Here is a 17,324-nt window from a genome sequence, read left to right as displayed (position 1 = left end):
AAGAAATTGGAAGAAAATTTCTAAACTTAAATAAAAAAAGTCTAATGATGCAAAAGCGCCCGGACCACTGCCTCCATGCTTTTTTCTTCTGCCTGGATTGTCAGCCCAGGCTCATGAATGTCCTCCAAATAATGGGCATCAGAATTGCTGATGATCCGGCAGCCCTCCAGATAAGGGTTGTTTTTCCTAAGTTCATGAAGCTTTTTAAGGTCTTTTACCTCCGCCGTGGCAAACTGACTGTCAGGAGGCACAAAGCCTAAGTTGGAGATCAGGCTGTTGGCGGATTTGTCAATATGAGCCGGAAACATGACGCCTCCATAAGACCGGGCCAGACCCCATAACCGGTCAAAAGAGATGTCCACACTGTTAATAAGAAGATTTGGCACTGTTCCGCATAGGACATCTTCCTTATTATATATCTGCTGCTTTCCAAATATTTCCTCATTATTGGGAAATGCCATCAGCCGTTCATAGACGAACGCATCAAACTCCATGGCCTTTTCAAGATCAGAAAACAGACATACCGCATGTACCTCCTCCGATGTACAGACCTCCATACCCGGCAGGGCAACAATCCCGTATTCCTTTGCAAAATGCAGTACAGCCGGACAATTTTTGCAAGAATTGTGATCCGTCACCGCGATCACGTCAAGTCCTTTTAAGGCGGCCATTCCCACAATATTTGCCGGTGTCATATCATCATCCCCGCACGGTGATAAGCAAGAATGAATATGAAGATCATAGGTTAAGTTCATCATGAGGCAGCCTTTGATAGATCAGCAGGGCAGCCTCAAAGATGGGCAGCTCTGTTTTTAAAACCGTGATCTCCTGGTCTGCCGCCTTTTTTACAGCCGCTTCGTCAAGAGCAGTTCCCTCTGCCATGATCACGCAGGCGGCGTCGGCAAGGGAGGCTACTGCAAGGGTGTTTATGTTTCCCATCACCGTTACCCATGCGCACCCCTCTTCTGCTCTTCCCATTGCAATGCTTAATAAATCACAGCAAAACGGCTTTTTTATCTCACGGTCAAGCTCTTCTCCTGCATTTATCACTTCAAATAAATTGCTGTCAATCAATTCTTTTACCGTCATTTCGTTTTCTCCCCTCTTTTCTGTCAAGCTGAGTCATTTCATCAGAAATTCTCTCAATGTACTTTGTCATGACTTTGAATTTCTCATAACTGTCCCTGTCGCCTTCCACGATACCGGCCGCCAGTCTGGAAACCTCCTCCGACAGCTTATGCACATTGTCCCTGAGGAAATAGACGCAGTCCGATTCCACTGCCTCTCCCCGCACGATGTCCTCAGCAAGGGCCTTGCAGGTGGGCGCCCCACAGGAGCCGCAGTCTAAGCCGGGAAGCTTCTTTAAAAGTCTTTCCACCTGGTTAAGCCGTGCAAAGCTTTCCATCATGGTCTCACCTAAATTAAACACCGGTTCATATTGAACCGCCTTGGTCCACTTCACCAGTTCCTCTGCCTCTGCATGCATATGGTTTCTTGCCACAGGCATGTACTTCCGGAGCCGTTTCAGCTTTACCTCTGCTACATACGGGTTTTCCACCGTGAGCACACCGCCCACGCAGCCGCCGTTGCAGGCGCTCAGCTCCACAAATTTCAGATTCGTAAATTTCTGGTCCTCCATATCCTCAAGGACCCGGATAACATTTTCAATGCCGTCTGCTGCCAGGTAATCTTCAGTAAACAGGCCGCTTGCCTCTCCGCCGCTGCGCCCCCAGCTGACTCCGATTTTACCTGAGGTCCCGATCTCCGGCGGATCATCTCCCACCGCCTTCATGCAGGGCAAAAGCTGGGGATATAAATCCTTTATGGCAAATACCTTATCCACCTCACTGTGCTCCGTACCCAGAGGGGACTTTACATAGGTGACCTTGGAGGGACAGGGGGAAATGAAAATGATTCCGATCTTATCCCTTTCAAGTCCGGTTTTTTCCATGGCTTTCCTGGCCGCAAGAATGGCAGCCACCTCCACCGGAGGAATTAAGGGCAGCAGATTTGGAATCAGGTTTGGAAACCGGACCCGGATGAGCCTCACCACAGAAGGGCAGGCGGTGCTGATGGCCGGAAGTTTGTCCGGATTTTCACTTAAATACTCCCTGGTTGCCTCGCTTACCAGCTCCGCCGCGGCACTTACTTCAAATACATCATCAAATCCCATCATGAGAAGGGCATTTAAGACAATATTCACATCATCCAGATTATTAAACTGGCTGTACAGGGATGGCGGCGGCAATGCTACCGTATATTCATACTGTTTCATAGCCTCCAGCTTGTCATATGTGGCATGTTTTGCATGGTGAGGACATACCCTGATGCACTCGCCGCAGTCAATGCAGAATTTACTGTTGATCTGTGCCTTCCCGTTTCTCACCCTGATGGCCTGGGTAGGGCACCGCTTGATGCAGTTGATGCACCCCATGCAAAGCTCCTCGTCAAGCCTTACGGAATGATAAAATTTATCCACCTTTTTACCTCGTTTCCATGTTATCGCCCACGCCCTCTGGCGGCGCTTCTTTAAAAGAAGAAGGTTCTCATATATACACCACCATACAAATGGTCGTTCCTTTTCCGATTACCGTATCGATCTCCATCTCATCCGAATACTTTTTCATATTCGGAAGCCCCATTCCGGCTCCAAAGCCCAGGGAACGCACCGCGTCCGGCGCAGTGGAATATCCTGCCTGCATGGCTAAACCGATATCCGGTATTCCGGGGCCCACATCAGCCAGGATCATCTCGATCCGGTCCGGAGTTATGTTAACGGTTATTTCTCCTCCATGCGCGTGGATTACCATGTTGATCTCCCCTTCATACATGGCAATGGCCACCTTGCGCACAGCTTCCGGGGTGACCCCCATCTTTTTCAGCTTACTCTTTACATCACTGCTGGCTTCTCCCGCCCTTGTAAAATCATCAGGAGAAATCCTGTAGTGAAACGTTATCATATCCGTCATGAAACAGCACCTCCATGGAGCCCTGCCTCATAAAGCATGCCACAGGCCGAGAACATGCGGTGCCCGGTAGACAGAATAATGAGACCCCGCTCCTCCGCCATCAAAAGCATTGACTCATCCGGCATCTTGCCTCTGACAAACACGATACAGACAATGTCAAGCATCTCCGCCGTACGGATCACCTGGGGATTGCAAAGTCCCGTAAGAAGAACTGAATGATCCTTGGAAAACGCCAGAACATCGCTCATCATATCAGATCCGCAGGCACTCCGGACCTCCTCATCCAGATGGTCCTCTCCTGCCAGCACCCGGGCACCAAGTATATCTCTCACATCTTTTACTGTCATATTAACGCTCCCCTTTCCTTCATTCACTCAATTCACGCAATTCATATCATTTTTGATCATTATATCATAAATAGCACGTCAGGTATAGAAATATTACACGGAAGGATTGTTATTTTTTTGTCGAATATTGATTAAACTATAGATTTTTTCTCAATAACATGGTAAAATATCAGATACATTGCATAAGCAACATTTAAGGAGGTTATCAAATGGCTTGTAAAAAACAAGGCGTCCAGTTTAATGGGACAAAGGAGCAGGAAGCTGCTTTAAAAGAAGCAATCGCCCTGCTAAGAGACACAAAGGGATCTCTCATGCCTATCATGCAAAAGGCACAGGAGATTTATGGCTATCTTCCAATTGAAGTCCAGACCATAATTTCTGATGAAACGGGCATACCGCTTGAGAAAATTTATGGTGTTGCAACATTCTATGCCCAGTTCGCACTTCAGCCAAAGGGCAAGTACCAGATATCCGTCTGTCTTGGAACTGCATGTTATGTAAAGGGTTCCGGAGACATCTTCCATAAGATTGAAGAAATCCTTGGAATTACCAACGGTGAATGCACACCGGATGGAAAGTACTCCCTTGATTCCTGCCGCTGTGTAGGTGCCTGCGGCCTGGCTCCCGTCATGATGGTGAACGGAGAGGTCTACGGCAGGCTGACCGCTGACGATGTTCCTGATATTCTTGCTAAGTACGAATAAAAATTACGCTTATGATGACAGAGATTTCTTTAAATATTCTGGATGTGGCGGAAAACTCCACACGGGCAGGGGCTGCCCTGGTTACCATTCTTGTATCCGTTGATTCTGCGGCAGATAAGCTGATTGCCACCATTAAAGACAACGGCTGCGGCATGACAAAGGAACAGGTACATCAGGTGACCGATCCCTTTTTTACCACCAGAAAAACCAGAAAGGTGGGCCTTGGCATTCCGTTTTTCAAATATGCGGCGGAAAGCACAGGCGGAAGTTTTTCCATTGAGTCAGAGCCGGGAACCGGAACAGTGGTAACCGCTGTTTTTGGACTATCCCATATCGACCGCATGCCCCTTGGTGATATAAACAGTACCATTGAAACCCTTATCACCTGTCATCCGGACACAGACTTTCTCTATATCTATCGTTACAACCAAGCGTCATTTGAGCTGGATACCAGAAACTTCCGCGAGATTTTAGGAGATATCCCCTTTGATACCCCAGAAGTATCGGTTTACATAAAGGAATATCTCAGTGAAAACAAATTGGAAACAGACGGAGGCGCGGCCATTTAGGCCCGTCGGATCAAAGTTGAATTGGAGGAATAACATGAAGACTCTTGAAGAATTAAAAGCAATTCGAGAAAAGATGCAGGGTCAGGTCAGCATGCGCGGTGAAGACCACGGACGCACACGCATTCTGGTGGGCATGGCTACATGCGGAATTGCCAGCGGTGCAAGACCTGTTCTTAATACATTGTCAAACCTGGTTCAGGAAAACCAGATGACAGACCGTTTTTCCGTTACCCAGACCGGATGCATCGGCTTATGCCAGTATGAACCCATCGTTGAGATTCTGGAACCTGGAAAAGAAAAAGTTACTTATATCAAGATGACCCCTGAAAAAGCAGAAGAAGTTTATAAAGAGCATTTACTGGGTGGCCATATTGTTCAAAACTACACGTTGGCTTCAGCTGACATCAAATAAGGAGGAAACAGGATGTATCGTTCACATGTATTAGTTTGCGGCGGCACAGGGTGTACTTCCTCCGGAAGCCAGCAGATTATGGTTAAATTAAGAGATGAGTTAAAGAAACAGGAATTGGATCAGGAAGTATCCGTTGTACAGACCGGCTGCCACGGCCTTTGCGCTTTAGGCCCGATCATGATCATTTATCCGGATGCCACCTTCTATGCAATGGTAAAAGAAGATGATATTGCAGAAATCGTATCCGAGCACTTATTAAAAGGACGTCCGGTGGAAAGACTTCTTTATGATGAGACAGTGACTCCGGCCGGCATTAAGGCTTTAAGCGATACGGACTTCTATAAGAAGCAGCACAGAATTGCTCTGCGCAACTGCGGTGTCATCAACCCGGAAGAAATCGAAGAATACATTGGTACCGGCGGATATCAGGCCCTTGGTAAGGTTCTTACCGAGATGGCTCCGGACGAAGTGATCCAGACTCTCTTAGACAGTGGATTAAGAGGGCGGGGCGGCGCAGGTTTCCCTACCGGCCTCAAATGGAAGCTGGCCAGTCAAAACGATGCGGACCAGAAGTATGTCTGTTGTAACGCAGACGAGGGTGATCCAGGCGCATTTATGGACCGTTCCGTATTAGAGGGTGATCCTCATGCCCTATTGGAGGCTATGACCATTGCCGGCTACGCAATCGGAGCTTCCCAGGGTTACATTTACGTGCGTGCAGAGTATCCGATCGCCGTACAGCGTTTAAAAATTGCCATTGACCAGGCCAGAGAGATGGAGCTTTTAGGCGACGATATCTTTGGATCAGGCTTCTCCTTTAATATTGACCTTCGTTTAGGTGCCGGTGCATTCGTATGCGGCGAAGAAACCGCCCTTATGGTTTCCATCGAAGGCAACCGCGGAGAGCCAAGGCCACGTCCTCCGTTCCCAGCGCAGAAAGGTTTATTCGGCAAGCCAACCATCTTAAATAATGTTGAAACTTATGCAAATATTCCGCAGATCATATTAAACGGAGCAGAATGGTTTGCTTCCATGGGTACTGAGAAATCCAAGGGAACAAAGGTATTCGCTTTAGGCGGAAAGATCCATAACACCGGACTGGTAGAAGTTCCTATGGGAACTACTCTCCGTGAGATCATCGAAGAAATCGGCGGCGGCATTCCAAACGGCAAAAAGTTCAAGGCTGCCCAGACCGGCGGACCATCCGGCGGCTGTATCCCAATGGAACATTACGATATTCCTATTGATTACGACAACCTGATATCAATCGGCTCCATGATGGGTTCCGGCGGTCTGATCGTAATGGATGAAACCGACTGTATGGTTGATATCGCAAAATTCTTCCTGGAATTCACCGTAGAAGAATCCTGCGGAAAATGTACGCCATGCCGTATCGGTACAAAGCGAATGCTGGAAATCCTCGAAAAGATCACCAAGGGACAGGCCAAACTGGAAGATTTAGACCGTCTGGAAGAGTTGTGCTACTATATAAAAGAAAACTCTGCCTGCGGACTGGGCCAGACAGCGCCAAACCCGGTTCTGTCAACCCTTAAGTTCTTCCGCGACGAATATAATGCCCATATTATCGGCAAGACATGTCCGGCTGGTGTGTGCAAGGCGCTTCTCTCCTACCATATTGATGCTGAGAAATGTAAGGGCTGTACCCTTTGTGCCAGAAACTGTCCGGTTAACGCCATCTCCGGTTCCGTTAAGAACCCACATGTCATTGATCCTGAGAAGTGCATCAAGTGCGGCGTATGTATGGAGAAATGTAAGTTTGACGCTGTCTACAAGAAATAATGGAGGGAAATTGGATCATGGAGAATATCACAATAAAAATCAATGGCATGGACGTAAGCGCTCCGGCAGGCTCCACCATCCTGGAAGCTGCCAGACTGGCCCATGTTGAGATACCGACTTTATGCTTTTTAAAAGATATGAATGAAATCGCTGCCTGCCGTATCTGTACCGTTGAGATCAATGGCGGCAGACTGGCTGCTTCCTGCGTATACCCTATCAATCCAGGAATGGAAGTATGGACCAATACGCCCAAGCTGCGTGATTACAGAAAGAAAACGCTTCAGCTGATCCTTTCCAATCACGACCGTTCCTGTTTATCCTGTGTCCGCAGCGGAAACTGCGAGTTACAGACCTTATGTAAGGAATTGGGCGTTGAAGTGGATGATTATTACGATGGAGCAAAAACTTCTACTACTCCTGATGAAAGTGCAGCCCATATGGTACGTGACAACAGCAAATGTATCCTGTGCCGCCGCTGTTCCGCTATCTGTGAAAAGGTTCAGGGAATCGGCGTGATCGGACCTAATGAGCGTGGATTTGCTACTGTTATCGGCTCCGCCTTTGAAAAGGGACTTGGGGAAACAAGCTGTGTATCCTGCGGGCAGTGTATCGCAGTATGTCCTACCGGCGCTCTCTATGAGAAGAGCAGCATTGACGAAGTGGCTGCTGCCATTGCAGACCCGTCAAAGCATGTGATCGTCCAGACCGCTCCTGCCGTACGTGCAGGCCTGGGAGAAGAATTCGGTTATCCCATCGGAACCAATGTGGAAGGCAAGATGGCGGCCGCGTTAAGAAGACTGGGCTTTAACAAGGTATTTGATACCAACTTCAGTGCCGATTTGACCATTATGGAAGAAGCACATGAATTCATTGAACGCGTGCAAAACGGCGGCGTTCTTCCGATGATCACCTCCTGTTCTCCAGGATGGATCAAATACTGCGAGCACTACTTCCCGGATATGACAGAGAATTTATCCTCCTGCAAATCCCCGCAGCAGATGTTCGGTGCCATCGCCAAATCCTATTATGCGGAAAAGATGGGTCTGAAGCCGGAGGATATTGTATCCGTCAGCGTGATGCCATGTACTGCTAAGAAATTCGAGATCGGAAGAGATGACCAGGATGCCAACGGCGCTCCTGACGTAGATTATTCCATGACCACCAGAGAACTGGCCAGAATGATCAAGCAGTCCGGAATCCGGTTTACAGAACTTCCGGACGAAGATTTTGACACACCGTTAGGGCTTGGTACCGGTGCAGCCGTTATCTTTGGAGCCACCGGCGGCGTTATGGAAGCAGCCTTAAGAACCGCTGTAGAAAGCCTGACCGGCGAAGAGCTTGAAAGACCTGACTTCACCGATGTCCGGGGAACAGAGGGAATTAAGGAGGCCACGTACCGTGTAGGCGATATGGATGTCAATGTTGCAGTTGCTTCCGGCCTGGGCAATGCAAGAGAACTCCTTAACCGGGTAAAATCCGGAGAGGCAAACTATCACTTCATCGAGATCATGGGATGCCCCGGCGGATGTGTAAACGGAGGCGGCCAGCCCCAGCAGCCTGGCTATGTACGTAATACAACCGACATCCGCAGCCTGCGCGCCAAGGTTCTTTATGATGAAGATGCTGCCAAGACCATTCGTAAATCTCACGAAAACCCTGCAATCAAGGAACTTTATGAAACCTACCTTGGAGAGCCGGGAAGTGAGAAGGCTCATCACCTGCTTCACACGACCTACGTTAAGAGGAAAATAAACGAAGTTTAACTTAAAAAAACACCCTTTATAATTAGAAATCCTCCAATAAGGATGTTTACGAAAATCATAGTTGTTTAGTTCATGGCCAAACGATTACCGATGAATTGTAAATAATCTTTGTTGGAGGATTTGCTTTATGGAAAAGTTTGAATTTGAATATACAAAAATTAACGGTCTGCTTTATCAAACATTAAAATTGACGGGAAAGCCGAGTTTGCAACTTGAGGAAATATGGACTGCTCCGTCTGAGCTTTCTGCATGAACAAAGACCGTAGATGTATCGGGAACTGATTCTGACCGGAAAACTGGCAGAGCATTGTTAGATTATAAGATTTAAAATAAAATTATGTACATAAGAAACATGAAAGTAAAGAAATGAAACTTTATCAATTTTGAACTAAAATTTTTGATTGCTAAGGTGGTAGAAAAATGAAACTTACATCGAAACAACCAGTCCTTATTTCTGCAATTGCAATTCTCATTCTTCAGGCGGCAGGATTATTGTTCCAATTCAGTGGAATGGGCGGCTTTCTCTATTCCGTGATCGGGAGCATCCTGATTCTGGCTGCCGTCTCCGCCCTGTTTAGAAAAACCGGCGGGGAATCCCGCCCCGTCCAGCAGAACGACCTGGGGGAACGGCTTTTTCAGATCGCGGAAACCATGGGCTTTGACTCACAGCAGCTGATCTGGCTTTCCAACGACAACATGAAAACCTTTGAAAAGGTTGCAAAGTTTTCTTATGAGATTGAAAAGCTCAGCGAACAAAATGCAGCCAGTTCGGAAGAAATCAATGCTGGCATCAACGAGCTGGTCGGAGCATGTACCAATTTGAATTCCGGGATTATAAAAATCGAGGATCATTCCAAAACCTCCATTGAAATGCTGGACAAAAATGAGCAGACTCTCCAAAGCATCGGGAGTTTCATCCTCGATCTTACGACAGTCATCAAGGCCGCTTCCGACAGCAACCTGGCGCTTAAAGAATCCTCTGCGAAAATCAATGAAATTGTGGACTCTATCCGAACAATATCAAGCCAGACCAATCTTCTTGCACTGAATGCTTCCATAGAGGCCGCCCGGGCCGGAGAGGCTGGCAGGGGCTTTGCCGTTGTTGCCGGGGAAATCCGGCGGCTCGCCATGCAGACCAACGACGCGATCTCCGTCATTGAAGGCGTGGTCAAAAATATTGTGGATAAAATACAGACATCCAACACAGCCATGACCGAAATCGGCGACAAGATGAAAAATGTGGACAACATTGTCACAGAATCCTCTCAGATCATTCAGGAAATCAACTCGATCCTTAAGGATGTTCAGAAGGCGATTTCCGGTCTTACCCAGGAGTCGATGATTCAGAAGAATACGGCGGCTGAGATTGAAAACGCAGTGGAGAATGTGGCAGAGGCGGTACAAAAAACCCACCATGTTTCCAGCTCCGCCATTGATATGGTAAATGTCCAGCAGAAGAAAAACGAAACCATTCTTTCCTTCTGCAACAAAATCGGGGAAACTGCAGAAATACTGCAGCAGGGTGCCATGGCTTTCAAAAAGCCGGACGAAATTATCTTCGGTGTCAATCCCTTTATCGAGCCTGAACGTATCCGGAAAACCTATGTGCCCATCCTTGAGCAGGTATGTGCCAGCGTAGGGCTGAAATGCCGCCCCTTAATCGTCAGAAGCTATGATGCCCTCAGTGAAAGCGTGGAAAAGAGCATCATTGACGTGGGCTGGTTTTCTCCGTTCGCGTATGTAAGCGCCCATGAAAAATGTGGGGCGAATGTGCTCGTTACACCAAAGGTCCAGGGCCGCTGCTCCTACCACGGCTACATTGTGGCCCGCAAGGACGGCAGGGTACATACCCTCAATGACTTAAAAGGAAAGACCTTTGCCTACGTCGATAAAAAAAGCGCGTCAGGGTATCTGTACGCCCGGGATATGATGAAGCAAAACCATATGGATCCGGACACTATTTTTGAAAAGGTCGTCTTTTTGGGCAACCACAATAATGTTGTCAACGCCATTCTGGCCGGAGAAGTGGACGCAGGCGCTACCTATGACGAGGTTTACAATCAGGCACATGCAGACGGGCTTTTCACGGATGAGCTGATCATTGTTGCCCGTACGGAGGAAATTCCCAAAGATGCCCTGGCTGTCAGAAAAGACATGCCCTCGATGCTCATGGAAAAGCTCCGCAGTGCCTTTGTGGATTTCAGCAATCACAGCGGGATTGATACGACTGTTCAGGGCTTTGTCAGGAATGAAGATAAAGCGTACGATATTATCAGACGGTTAAACAACTAATTTTGAATACATAATTTTTCCATTTTAATCCATCAGTAAAGAATTAATCCCAGCGTGAATGGATTATGTGAAAATCACCATACTAAGACTGGAGGTGATGAGACATGAGCCCAAAAGAATTAAATTATATTGAAGATGCTCTTGGTCATGAAAAATTTTTAAAAACCCAGTGCCAGGAAGCAACACAGAATCTGCAGGATCCTGAATTAAAAGCTTGTGCACAACAGCTTTTACAGAAGCACCAGCAGATTTTTGACAGCTTCTATAACTTAGTGTAAGGAGGAATCACATATGGATGACAAGCTTATTATGGAGAATCTGCTCCACACCGCAAAAGGGGTGTGTGACTTATACCTGCATGGAACCATCGAATCTCCTACCATGAACGTGCATCAGACCTTTGATACCGCATTAAACGACAGCCTGTGCATGCAGAGCGATATCTACAAAAAAATGACTGCAAAGGGATGGTATACCACAGATCAGGCAGAACAGCAGAAACTTTCCAAAGTCAAGAACCAGTTCGCAGGAATGTAAAATAAAAAAGCTATGGGTGTTCCCGTAAAAGGGGCAGCCATAGCTTTTTTTATTAATGTCTGTGCATCGGTACTTCCTGAAGGCCCTGGTTTCGTAAGTTCTCATGAACTTCCCTTCCGTCTGCCTGCTTGATCAGCAGATCGCGGGCTTTCTTTGCTTCATTCTCGCTCTTATGCCTGCTTGGGCCGCCTACACAGCCTCCCACGCATGCCATTCCTTCTATAAAGTCTCCAGGAAGCCTGCCAATCTTAAGGAGCATCAGAGCCTTTTTACACTCAGCTGCTCCATTGCATTTAAGGACTTCAATCTCCGTACTTTCTCCCGATTCCTTTAAGCATTCCAGAACAGCTGCAGTCACACCGCCGCCATTTCCAAAACGCTTACCAAATACGGATCCTGCCTGATAAGTATTTTCTTCCGGCTCAAGTTCCACGCCCTTTGCTGCCATCATTGCCTGAATCTCTCCCAGGGTCAGGGCATAATCTGCATTGTCCTTAATATTCAAATCCAAAGTCTCGCTCTTCTTTGCAATACATGGTCCAATGAAAACAGTAATCGTCTCCGGGTCTTTTTCCTTCAACATTCTGGATACGGCGCACATTGGAGATACGGTGGTGGACATATTCTCAAGGAGCATAGGATAATGCTGTTTGATCATGTTTACAAAGGCCGGACAGCAGGAGGTAGTCATCTTCCTGCCTTCCTTATAAGCCTCCGCCCATTCTTCCGCTTCTGCTGCAGCGGTTAAATCGCCGCCCAGAGCAACCTCAATCATATCCTGAAAACCGATTTTCTTTAAGGCCGTTCTCCAGCTTGCCATGGTGATTTCCGGGCCGAACTGGCCTTCCGTCGCCGGAGCGACCATGGCAACCACCCGTTTCCCTGCATTAATAAGGTTAATGACATCCACAAGGAATGTCTTGGAATCAATGGCTCCAAAGGGGCAGCCGTGAATGCAGGCACCGCACTGGATGCATTTACTCTCATCAATGACTACAATGCCGTTTTCATCCATGGTGATGGCATCCACAGGGCAGCTCTTTTTACATGGACGGGTCAGGTCCGCAATGGCGTTATAAGGACATGCCTGAGAACATTTTCCGCATTCCCTGCATTTATCAGGATCAATATAGGCACGGTCATGTCCCATGCTGATGGCATCAAAATTACAGGAACCCTGGCACGCCTTGCCCATACACAGCTGGCAGTTATCGGTTACCACATACCGGGTAATGGGACAGTCTTCGCAGGCAGAGCTGATTACCTGGACTATGTTTTTCGTATCCCTTCCGCTGGGACATAGGCCTTCCACCAGGCGGATTCTCTCTCTGATAATTTCCCGTTCCCTGTAAATGCAGCAGCGGAACTGGGCCTTGGGGCCTTGAATGATCTTATAAGGAATCTCATTCCTTTCTGCCTCCAGCTTCCCTTCCCATGCAAGCTTCGCCACTTCATTTAAAACCTGATGCTTTATGCGAAGTAATGTTGCATCATTTGTTGCCATATTTTTCCTCCTTGTAACTTCCACATCTTGTGGCTGTATCAATGTCTATTCCAAATCAATAATAGGTTACTATAACCCTTTTCCCCATTTCTTCCACTACATGCTTTAACTGCTCCACAAGATTCTGGCGTATCCCCAAATCAAAGGGCAGGCCAGGGTTCTGGTAAGCGCTGTTAATGGCCATTCCTACGTATAAATTAAGCTCCGTACAATCCTCAATGATCATCTTCGCTACCATGGAAGCGCCGTTTGGCTTATCCAGTTCCAGGAAAAACTCCTCTGTAACGGATTCATTCTCCACATAACGCCTTAAAAGCTTTAAAACTTTGTTTAAAGTCAAAACACCTTCCGTAACCAGTTCAATTCCATCGATATAAGCGATGGGTGGAATTTCCGGGTCATCATAATCCAGGGAAACTGACAGCTTCCTTTCGGTTACCCTGGAAACAATATTTGCACTGGTCCCTCCGCAGACAACTTTCTTGGCAGTTTCATCTCCTGACATAAAATCATTCACCATACTGCAGTCATCCTCCGGCTTCTTTGGAGGGCCTGTCATCAAATGCACCGGCTTGCGGTCAATGATCCTCATGACAGCAACCGTAGTATCATCGCCAGGCCGGTACTGATACAGTTCATCACAGGCACGGCTCAAAACAGAAGCAAGACGGGCTGCGGATATGGTCAGACGGTACTGCTTCACAGCATAGGAAGCAACATCCTCCCACAGCCAGCCAAAGTTCAGAAGCTTCCCAACTCCTGCATGAATGGTCCCATCGCTCATCAGGACCAGCGCATCACCTTTTTTCACCCTAAAACGGTATTCATTGATCCTTTTATCACGGATAATCCTGACGTTTTGAGGTATGGAAACCAGGTTTCCGTCCCTGATAAAGATGCAGCCGGGATTATCAAATTCTACCAGATAGGCTTCGCCGTCATGAAATACCTGAAGGATGCTGAAGGTCGAATAGGCCACCTGGCGCACCTGGCATACCGGAAGAGTTTCTACAATGGTTTCCACACACTCATCCAGGGTCGCACCATTTAAGAACATGGTTCCAAGAATCTTGGAGGTCATGGTCGCTAAAATGTTGGCCTTTACCCCGCTGCCCATGCCGTCAGCGAGAATCATGATATTGGAATCCTCGGTCTGCAAAAGCTCTACCTTATCACCGCACAATACTTCCTTGAATTTATTCAGGCTCGTGTATGCAACATCAACGGTAACTCCCATCACTTGACCTCACTTTCACTTCCCTCATCCAATAAGGATCTGCAAAGCTTTGTTAAGGTAGTTTTGGTCTCCGCAGTGGTTTCCCCTAAAAGACCTGCAATTTCCTGGGCCACCATCATCTGCTTGTGAATGACCTTCTGTGCCAGTTCAATGGTCTCCAGCTTCTTTTCGTATTCCTGCCTTGCCTGTTCTTCCTCTTTGGTGATATCTATGAAGGTGGCTAATACCACATCTTCTTTTTCGATGTATATAATATTCTGAAGAGTAGAAATACGGTATTCCCCGTAAGTCACCTTTTTTCCATGGATCTTCTGATGGGTATTATAAACCCACTGAAAATCAGAAGGATCAATAAACTCATATAAATACATGGTTAAGGCTTCCTGCCTGGTCTTTCCAAAATACTTTTCCCCCACTGCAGAATACTCTAATATCTTCATATCTTTATCCACAATCAGAACAATGTTGGGAGAGGTCTGCATCACCAGATTGGATAAGGACTCTGACTTTTCATGCATAAAGGGAATGCACATATTAAGCTCCGCCTTTTTCTGGAAAACTGCTATAGCCTTTTCCCGGCAGGTGGAATATCCGCAGGCACCGCAGTTTAACTCATCCTCAGGCCTGGTCTTTCCGGTCATTTTTAATATCTCCTGGATCTGGACTTCCGTTGGCATGACATCTCTTGGCGCCCGGTCCATAAACAACTTCCTGAAGGAAATACGTTCCAGGACAGGGTTCAACTCCTCAATCGGCACCGGTTCCTTTTCAATGGCATCCTCCATATCAAGCTTGATCTTGAATCTGGATACGCTCTCATCATCCACGGTTGGCCCCTTTATGCAGCCGCCGGAGCACATATTCATCTCAATAAAGCAGCCTTTAATTCCTCCCCGCAGCATGCTTTCGCATAGATCCATGCAGTTAAGGCTGCCATGGACATAAAACTTCCGGTATCCATCCCGTCCCTCTTCCGTGGCAAGAACAGAATTCACCACTCCATTGGTAACCGGATAAAGGCGGTTGACTCTGGGATCCCTGGTAAACGGGACATCCTCGCAGTCTTCAATGGTAATTTCCTCTTCGGAAAGCCATCTGGAAATATCATTGAAATTCAGGACAGCATCAATATAGCCATCATGGCGGGGGTCTCCTGCTTCCTTTTTCTTTGCTATGCACGGTCCAAGGAAAACCACCTTTACCTCAGATCCCAATTCTTCTTTTATCATCTTTCCATGGGCAATCATAGGAGATACCACAGGAGCCATATATGGAATCAGCTGAGGATAATAAATTTCAATTAAATCGTTGACGCTTGGACAGCAGGTGGTGATGATATTCTCCATCTCCCCCTCTTCCAAAAGCCTTGCATATTCCGCTGTTACAACAGCCGCTCCCTCCGAAGTTTCCCGGACATCCTCAAATCCCAGCTTCCGAAGCGCTCCGTTTACCTGGCCGATGGTCTTATAGCTTAACAAGCCCATATAAGACGGGGCCAGGGAAATGACCGTCCGGAGCCCTGCGTCAATAAAGCCCTTTACCAGTTCTAAATCACTTACCAGGGTTTTAGCCGACTGGGGACAGACCTGCATGCATTTTCCGCATAAAATGCACTTATCCGGCATGATTTCAGCCCGCTCATCCCGAATCATGACTGCCTTGACTTCGCAGTTACGAATACATTTATAACAGTGCTTGCATTTAGTAGCCTTGAAATCAATGATTCCCATGATTACAGCCTCCCCATGATTTCTTTGTCAAAAAACTCCTTTGTATCTTCTGGTTTTAAAGAGTATAATTGACCCTCCACGGTCACACAGACGCCATTTACGCAGTCACCGCAGCAAAAGGAACCATTTAAGTCCACCTTATCCTCCAGGCGGTTCTCTTTCACAAGGGTCTGCAGCTGGGCGATAATGTCTCTGGAACCCTTTAAATGGCATGCGCTCCCTATACAAATTGTTACTCTCATGAATATTCTCCCTCCAATTAAATACCTTGTATTTGATTGCCCTTTTTAAATATTATCGCATATCGTTATATTTTTATCAATAATTTTTTATCGGTTTCCTGTTCTTTTTCAAATACAGGAAATAATTGTCTCCGCTATCTCCTGCTTCTTTACGTCAATCAGCCCATATGTATGAAACCCCGGCTTTAAAAGCCGCCGGAAGGCTGACAAAGGCAAGAGTCATGGAAGGATTCATACTATCCCCGGTTCCAAGACTTCTTGCCTGTGCCTTTCGTTCTTATTTGCCCGCGATTTTTGTAATAGAAGCTGTAATCAGCCGTTTAAACAAAGGTGCAACCCGGTCTGCTGTCTCCTGTACCTCTCCATGGCTTAAAGGCTGATCCGTAATGCCGCAGGCCATATTGGTGATGCAGGAAATACCGCAAACCTTCATTCCCATGTGGTTTGCAGCTACCGCTTCACAGGCTGTGCTCATTCCAACCGCATCAGCTCCCAGAATGCGGCACATCTGTACCTCTGCCGGAGACTCATAAGCCGGACCGGAAAGCTGCATGTAAATACCCTCCCTAAGACTGATCTCTTCTTCTCCTGCTGCCTCTCTGATGGTCTGCTGCAGCTCTTTACTGTAAACATCACTCATGTCCGGGAATCTGGGTCCCAGTTCTTCTAAATTAGCCCCAATTAACGGAGATGGAACAAAGCTTGCAATATGATCCCTTAAGAGCATGAAATCGCCTGGCTTAAAGTCCTTATTAACACCGCCGCAGGCATTGGTCAGAAACAGGACCTTTGCTCCCAAAAGACCCATCAGTCTTGCCGGAAGCACTACATCCGTCATTGGGTACCCCTCATAGAAATGCACCCGTCCCTGCATGATGACAACCGGAACCTCGTTTACATATCCAAATACAAACCTTCCTTTATGTCCTGCCACCGTTGATACCGGAAATCCTTCAATGTCCTTATAATCAATGGATGCCTCCACCTTTATCTCCTCTGCATATTCCCCAAGGCCAGACCCCAGGATCAGAGCTATTTCCGGGACAAAGTCAGTCTTCTCCCGTACACTTTCCAAACAATTTTTAAGCTTTGCATATACTTCATTCATATACCTTTTCTCCTTTCATTGTTACCGTCCACACTTTTTAGACATGCAGGGATACCCGCAGGGTGTTTCACACTCCTGTCAAACTTGATAGACATAGGTATATACAGTAT

General features: G+C 47.1%; 19 protein-coding genes. 9 read left to right on the top strand and 10 right to left on the bottom strand.

From position 1 onward, the window contains the following. Positions 1-41 precede the first annotated feature (41 nt). The 5 genes from ABFV83_RS00280 to ABFV83_RS00260 form a co-directional block, all read right to left on the bottom strand. Entirely contained in the window at positions 42-758 is a 717-nt protein-coding gene (locus ABFV83_RS00280; RefSeq protein ID WP_349946792.1) for a PHP domain-containing protein, read from the bottom strand. Further along, positions 739-1,089: a hypothetical protein gene (locus ABFV83_RS00275; protein WP_349946790.1), complete on the bottom strand. Its 351-nt coding sequence runs from the start codon at positions 1,087-1,089 to the stop codon at positions 739-741. The genes ABFV83_RS00280 and ABFV83_RS00275 overlap by 20 nt, the downstream gene beginning before the upstream one ends. Beyond that, positions 1,067-2,479: a [Fe-Fe] hydrogenase large subunit C-terminal domain-containing protein gene (locus ABFV83_RS00270; RefSeq protein ID WP_349946789.1), complete on the bottom strand. Its 1,413-nt coding sequence runs from the start codon at positions 2,477-2,479 to the stop codon at positions 1,067-1,069. Before ABFV83_RS00270 ends, ABFV83_RS00275 begins: the two co-directional genes overlap by 23 nt. Positions 2,480-2,546: 67 nt before the next feature. Continuing rightward, entirely contained in the window at positions 2,547-2,969 is a 423-nt protein-coding gene (locus tag ABFV83_RS00265; RefSeq protein ID WP_349946787.1) for an ATP-binding protein, read from the bottom strand. Further along, a complete protein-coding gene (locus tag ABFV83_RS00260; RefSeq protein ID WP_349946785.1) occupies positions 2,966-3,316 on the bottom strand; it encodes a DRTGG domain-containing protein in 351 nt (116 codons plus the stop codon). Before ABFV83_RS00260 ends, ABFV83_RS00265 begins: the two co-directional genes overlap by 4 nt. Before the next feature lie 209 nt (positions 3,317-3,525). Between ABFV83_RS00260 and ABFV83_RS00255 the strand changes: the two genes are divergently transcribed. The 9 genes from ABFV83_RS00255 (at position 3,526) to ABFV83_RS00215 (ending at position 11,393) form a co-directional block, all read left to right on the top strand. Continuing rightward, entirely contained in the window at positions 3,526-4,020 is a 495-nt protein-coding gene (locus ABFV83_RS00255) for an NAD(P)H-dependent oxidoreductase subunit E (RefSeq protein WP_349946783.1), read from the top strand. Between the two features lie 11 nt (positions 4,021-4,031). Then, entirely contained in the window at positions 4,032-4,589 is a 558-nt protein-coding gene (locus ABFV83_RS00250) for an ATP-binding protein (RefSeq protein ID WP_349946781.1), read from the top strand. Positions 4,590-4,623: 34 nt separating this feature from the next. Beyond that, positions 4,624-5,001: an NAD(P)H-dependent oxidoreductase subunit E gene (locus tag ABFV83_RS00245; protein ID WP_054739161.1), complete on the top strand. Its 378-nt coding sequence runs from the start codon at positions 4,624-4,626 to the stop codon at positions 4,999-5,001. Positions 5,002-5,013: 12 nt separating this feature from the next. Then, positions 5,014-6,801 carry an NADH-quinone oxidoreductase subunit NuoF gene (gene nuoF / locus ABFV83_RS00240; protein ID WP_349946779.1) on the top strand — a complete coding sequence of 596 codons (1,788 nt, stop codon included), beginning with the start codon at positions 5,014-5,016 and terminating at the stop codon, positions 6,799-6,801. A 17-nt stretch (positions 6,802-6,818) separates the two neighbouring features. After that, the gene (locus ABFV83_RS00235; RefSeq protein WP_349946778.1) at positions 6,819-8,564 is read left to right on the top strand and encodes an NADH-dependent [FeFe] hydrogenase, group A6; all 1,746 of its coding nucleotides are present in this window, start codon (positions 6,819-6,821) and stop codon (positions 8,562-8,564) included. Positions 8,565-8,691: 127 nt separating this feature from the next. Further along, a complete protein-coding gene (locus ABFV83_RS00230) occupies positions 8,692-8,817 on the top strand; it encodes a hypothetical protein (RefSeq protein ID WP_349946776.1) in 126 nt (41 codons plus the stop codon). 167 nt (positions 8,818-8,984) lie between these two features. After that, a complete protein-coding gene (gene phnD / locus ABFV83_RS00225) occupies positions 8,985-10,856 on the top strand; it encodes a phosphate/phosphite/phosphonate ABC transporter substrate-binding protein (RefSeq protein WP_349946775.1) in 1,872 nt (623 codons plus the stop codon). A 104-nt stretch (positions 10,857-10,960) separates the two neighbouring features. Continuing rightward, entirely contained in the window at positions 10,961-11,134 is a 174-nt protein-coding gene (locus tag ABFV83_RS00220) for a hypothetical protein (RefSeq protein ID WP_349946773.1), read from the top strand. 13 nt (positions 11,135-11,147) lie between these two features. Beyond that, a complete protein-coding gene (locus tag ABFV83_RS00215) occupies positions 11,148-11,393 on the top strand; it encodes a spore coat protein (RefSeq protein WP_349946771.1) in 246 nt (81 codons plus the stop codon). A 52-nt stretch (positions 11,394-11,445) separates the two neighbouring features. On the opposite strand, the gene ABFV83_RS00210 is transcribed toward ABFV83_RS00215, so the two are convergent. From ABFV83_RS00210 to ABFV83_RS00190, 5 genes are all read right to left on the bottom strand, one after another. Then, a complete protein-coding gene (locus ABFV83_RS00210; RefSeq protein ID WP_349946769.1) occupies positions 11,446-12,897 on the bottom strand; it encodes a 4Fe-4S dicluster domain-containing protein in 1,452 nt (483 codons plus the stop codon). Positions 12,898-12,952: 55 nt separating this feature from the next. Beyond that, positions 12,953-14,134: a SpoIIE family protein phosphatase gene (locus ABFV83_RS00205; RefSeq protein WP_349946767.1), complete on the bottom strand. Its 1,182-nt coding sequence runs from the start codon at positions 14,132-14,134 to the stop codon at positions 12,953-12,955. Beyond that, the gene (locus ABFV83_RS00200) at positions 14,134-15,864 is read right to left on the bottom strand and encodes a [Fe-Fe] hydrogenase large subunit C-terminal domain-containing protein (protein ID WP_349946765.1); all 1,731 of its coding nucleotides are present in this window, start codon (positions 15,862-15,864) and stop codon (positions 14,134-14,136) included. The genes ABFV83_RS00205 and ABFV83_RS00200 overlap by 1 nt, the downstream gene beginning before the upstream one ends. A 2-nt stretch (positions 15,865-15,866) precedes the next feature. Beyond that, positions 15,867-16,106 (bottom strand): (2Fe-2S) ferredoxin domain-containing protein, encoded by a 240-nt coding sequence (locus ABFV83_RS00195; RefSeq protein WP_349946764.1) that lies wholly within the window; start codon positions 16,104-16,106, stop codon positions 15,867-15,869. A 277-nt stretch (positions 16,107-16,383) separates the two neighbouring features. Next, on the bottom strand, positions 16,384-17,214 hold the full coding sequence (locus ABFV83_RS00190; protein ID WP_349946762.1) for a purine-nucleoside phosphorylase: 831 nt from the start codon (positions 17,212-17,214) through the stop codon (positions 16,384-16,386). Positions 17,215-17,324 lie beyond the last annotated feature (110 nt).

This window comes from Lacrimispora sp. BS-2 (genome assembly GCF_040207125.1).
GTDB lineage: Bacteria > Bacillota > Clostridia > Lachnospirales > Lachnospiraceae > Lacrimispora.
Note: the sequence above shows the minus strand (reverse complement) of the source record. Positions and strands in the feature narration are given on the sequence as shown.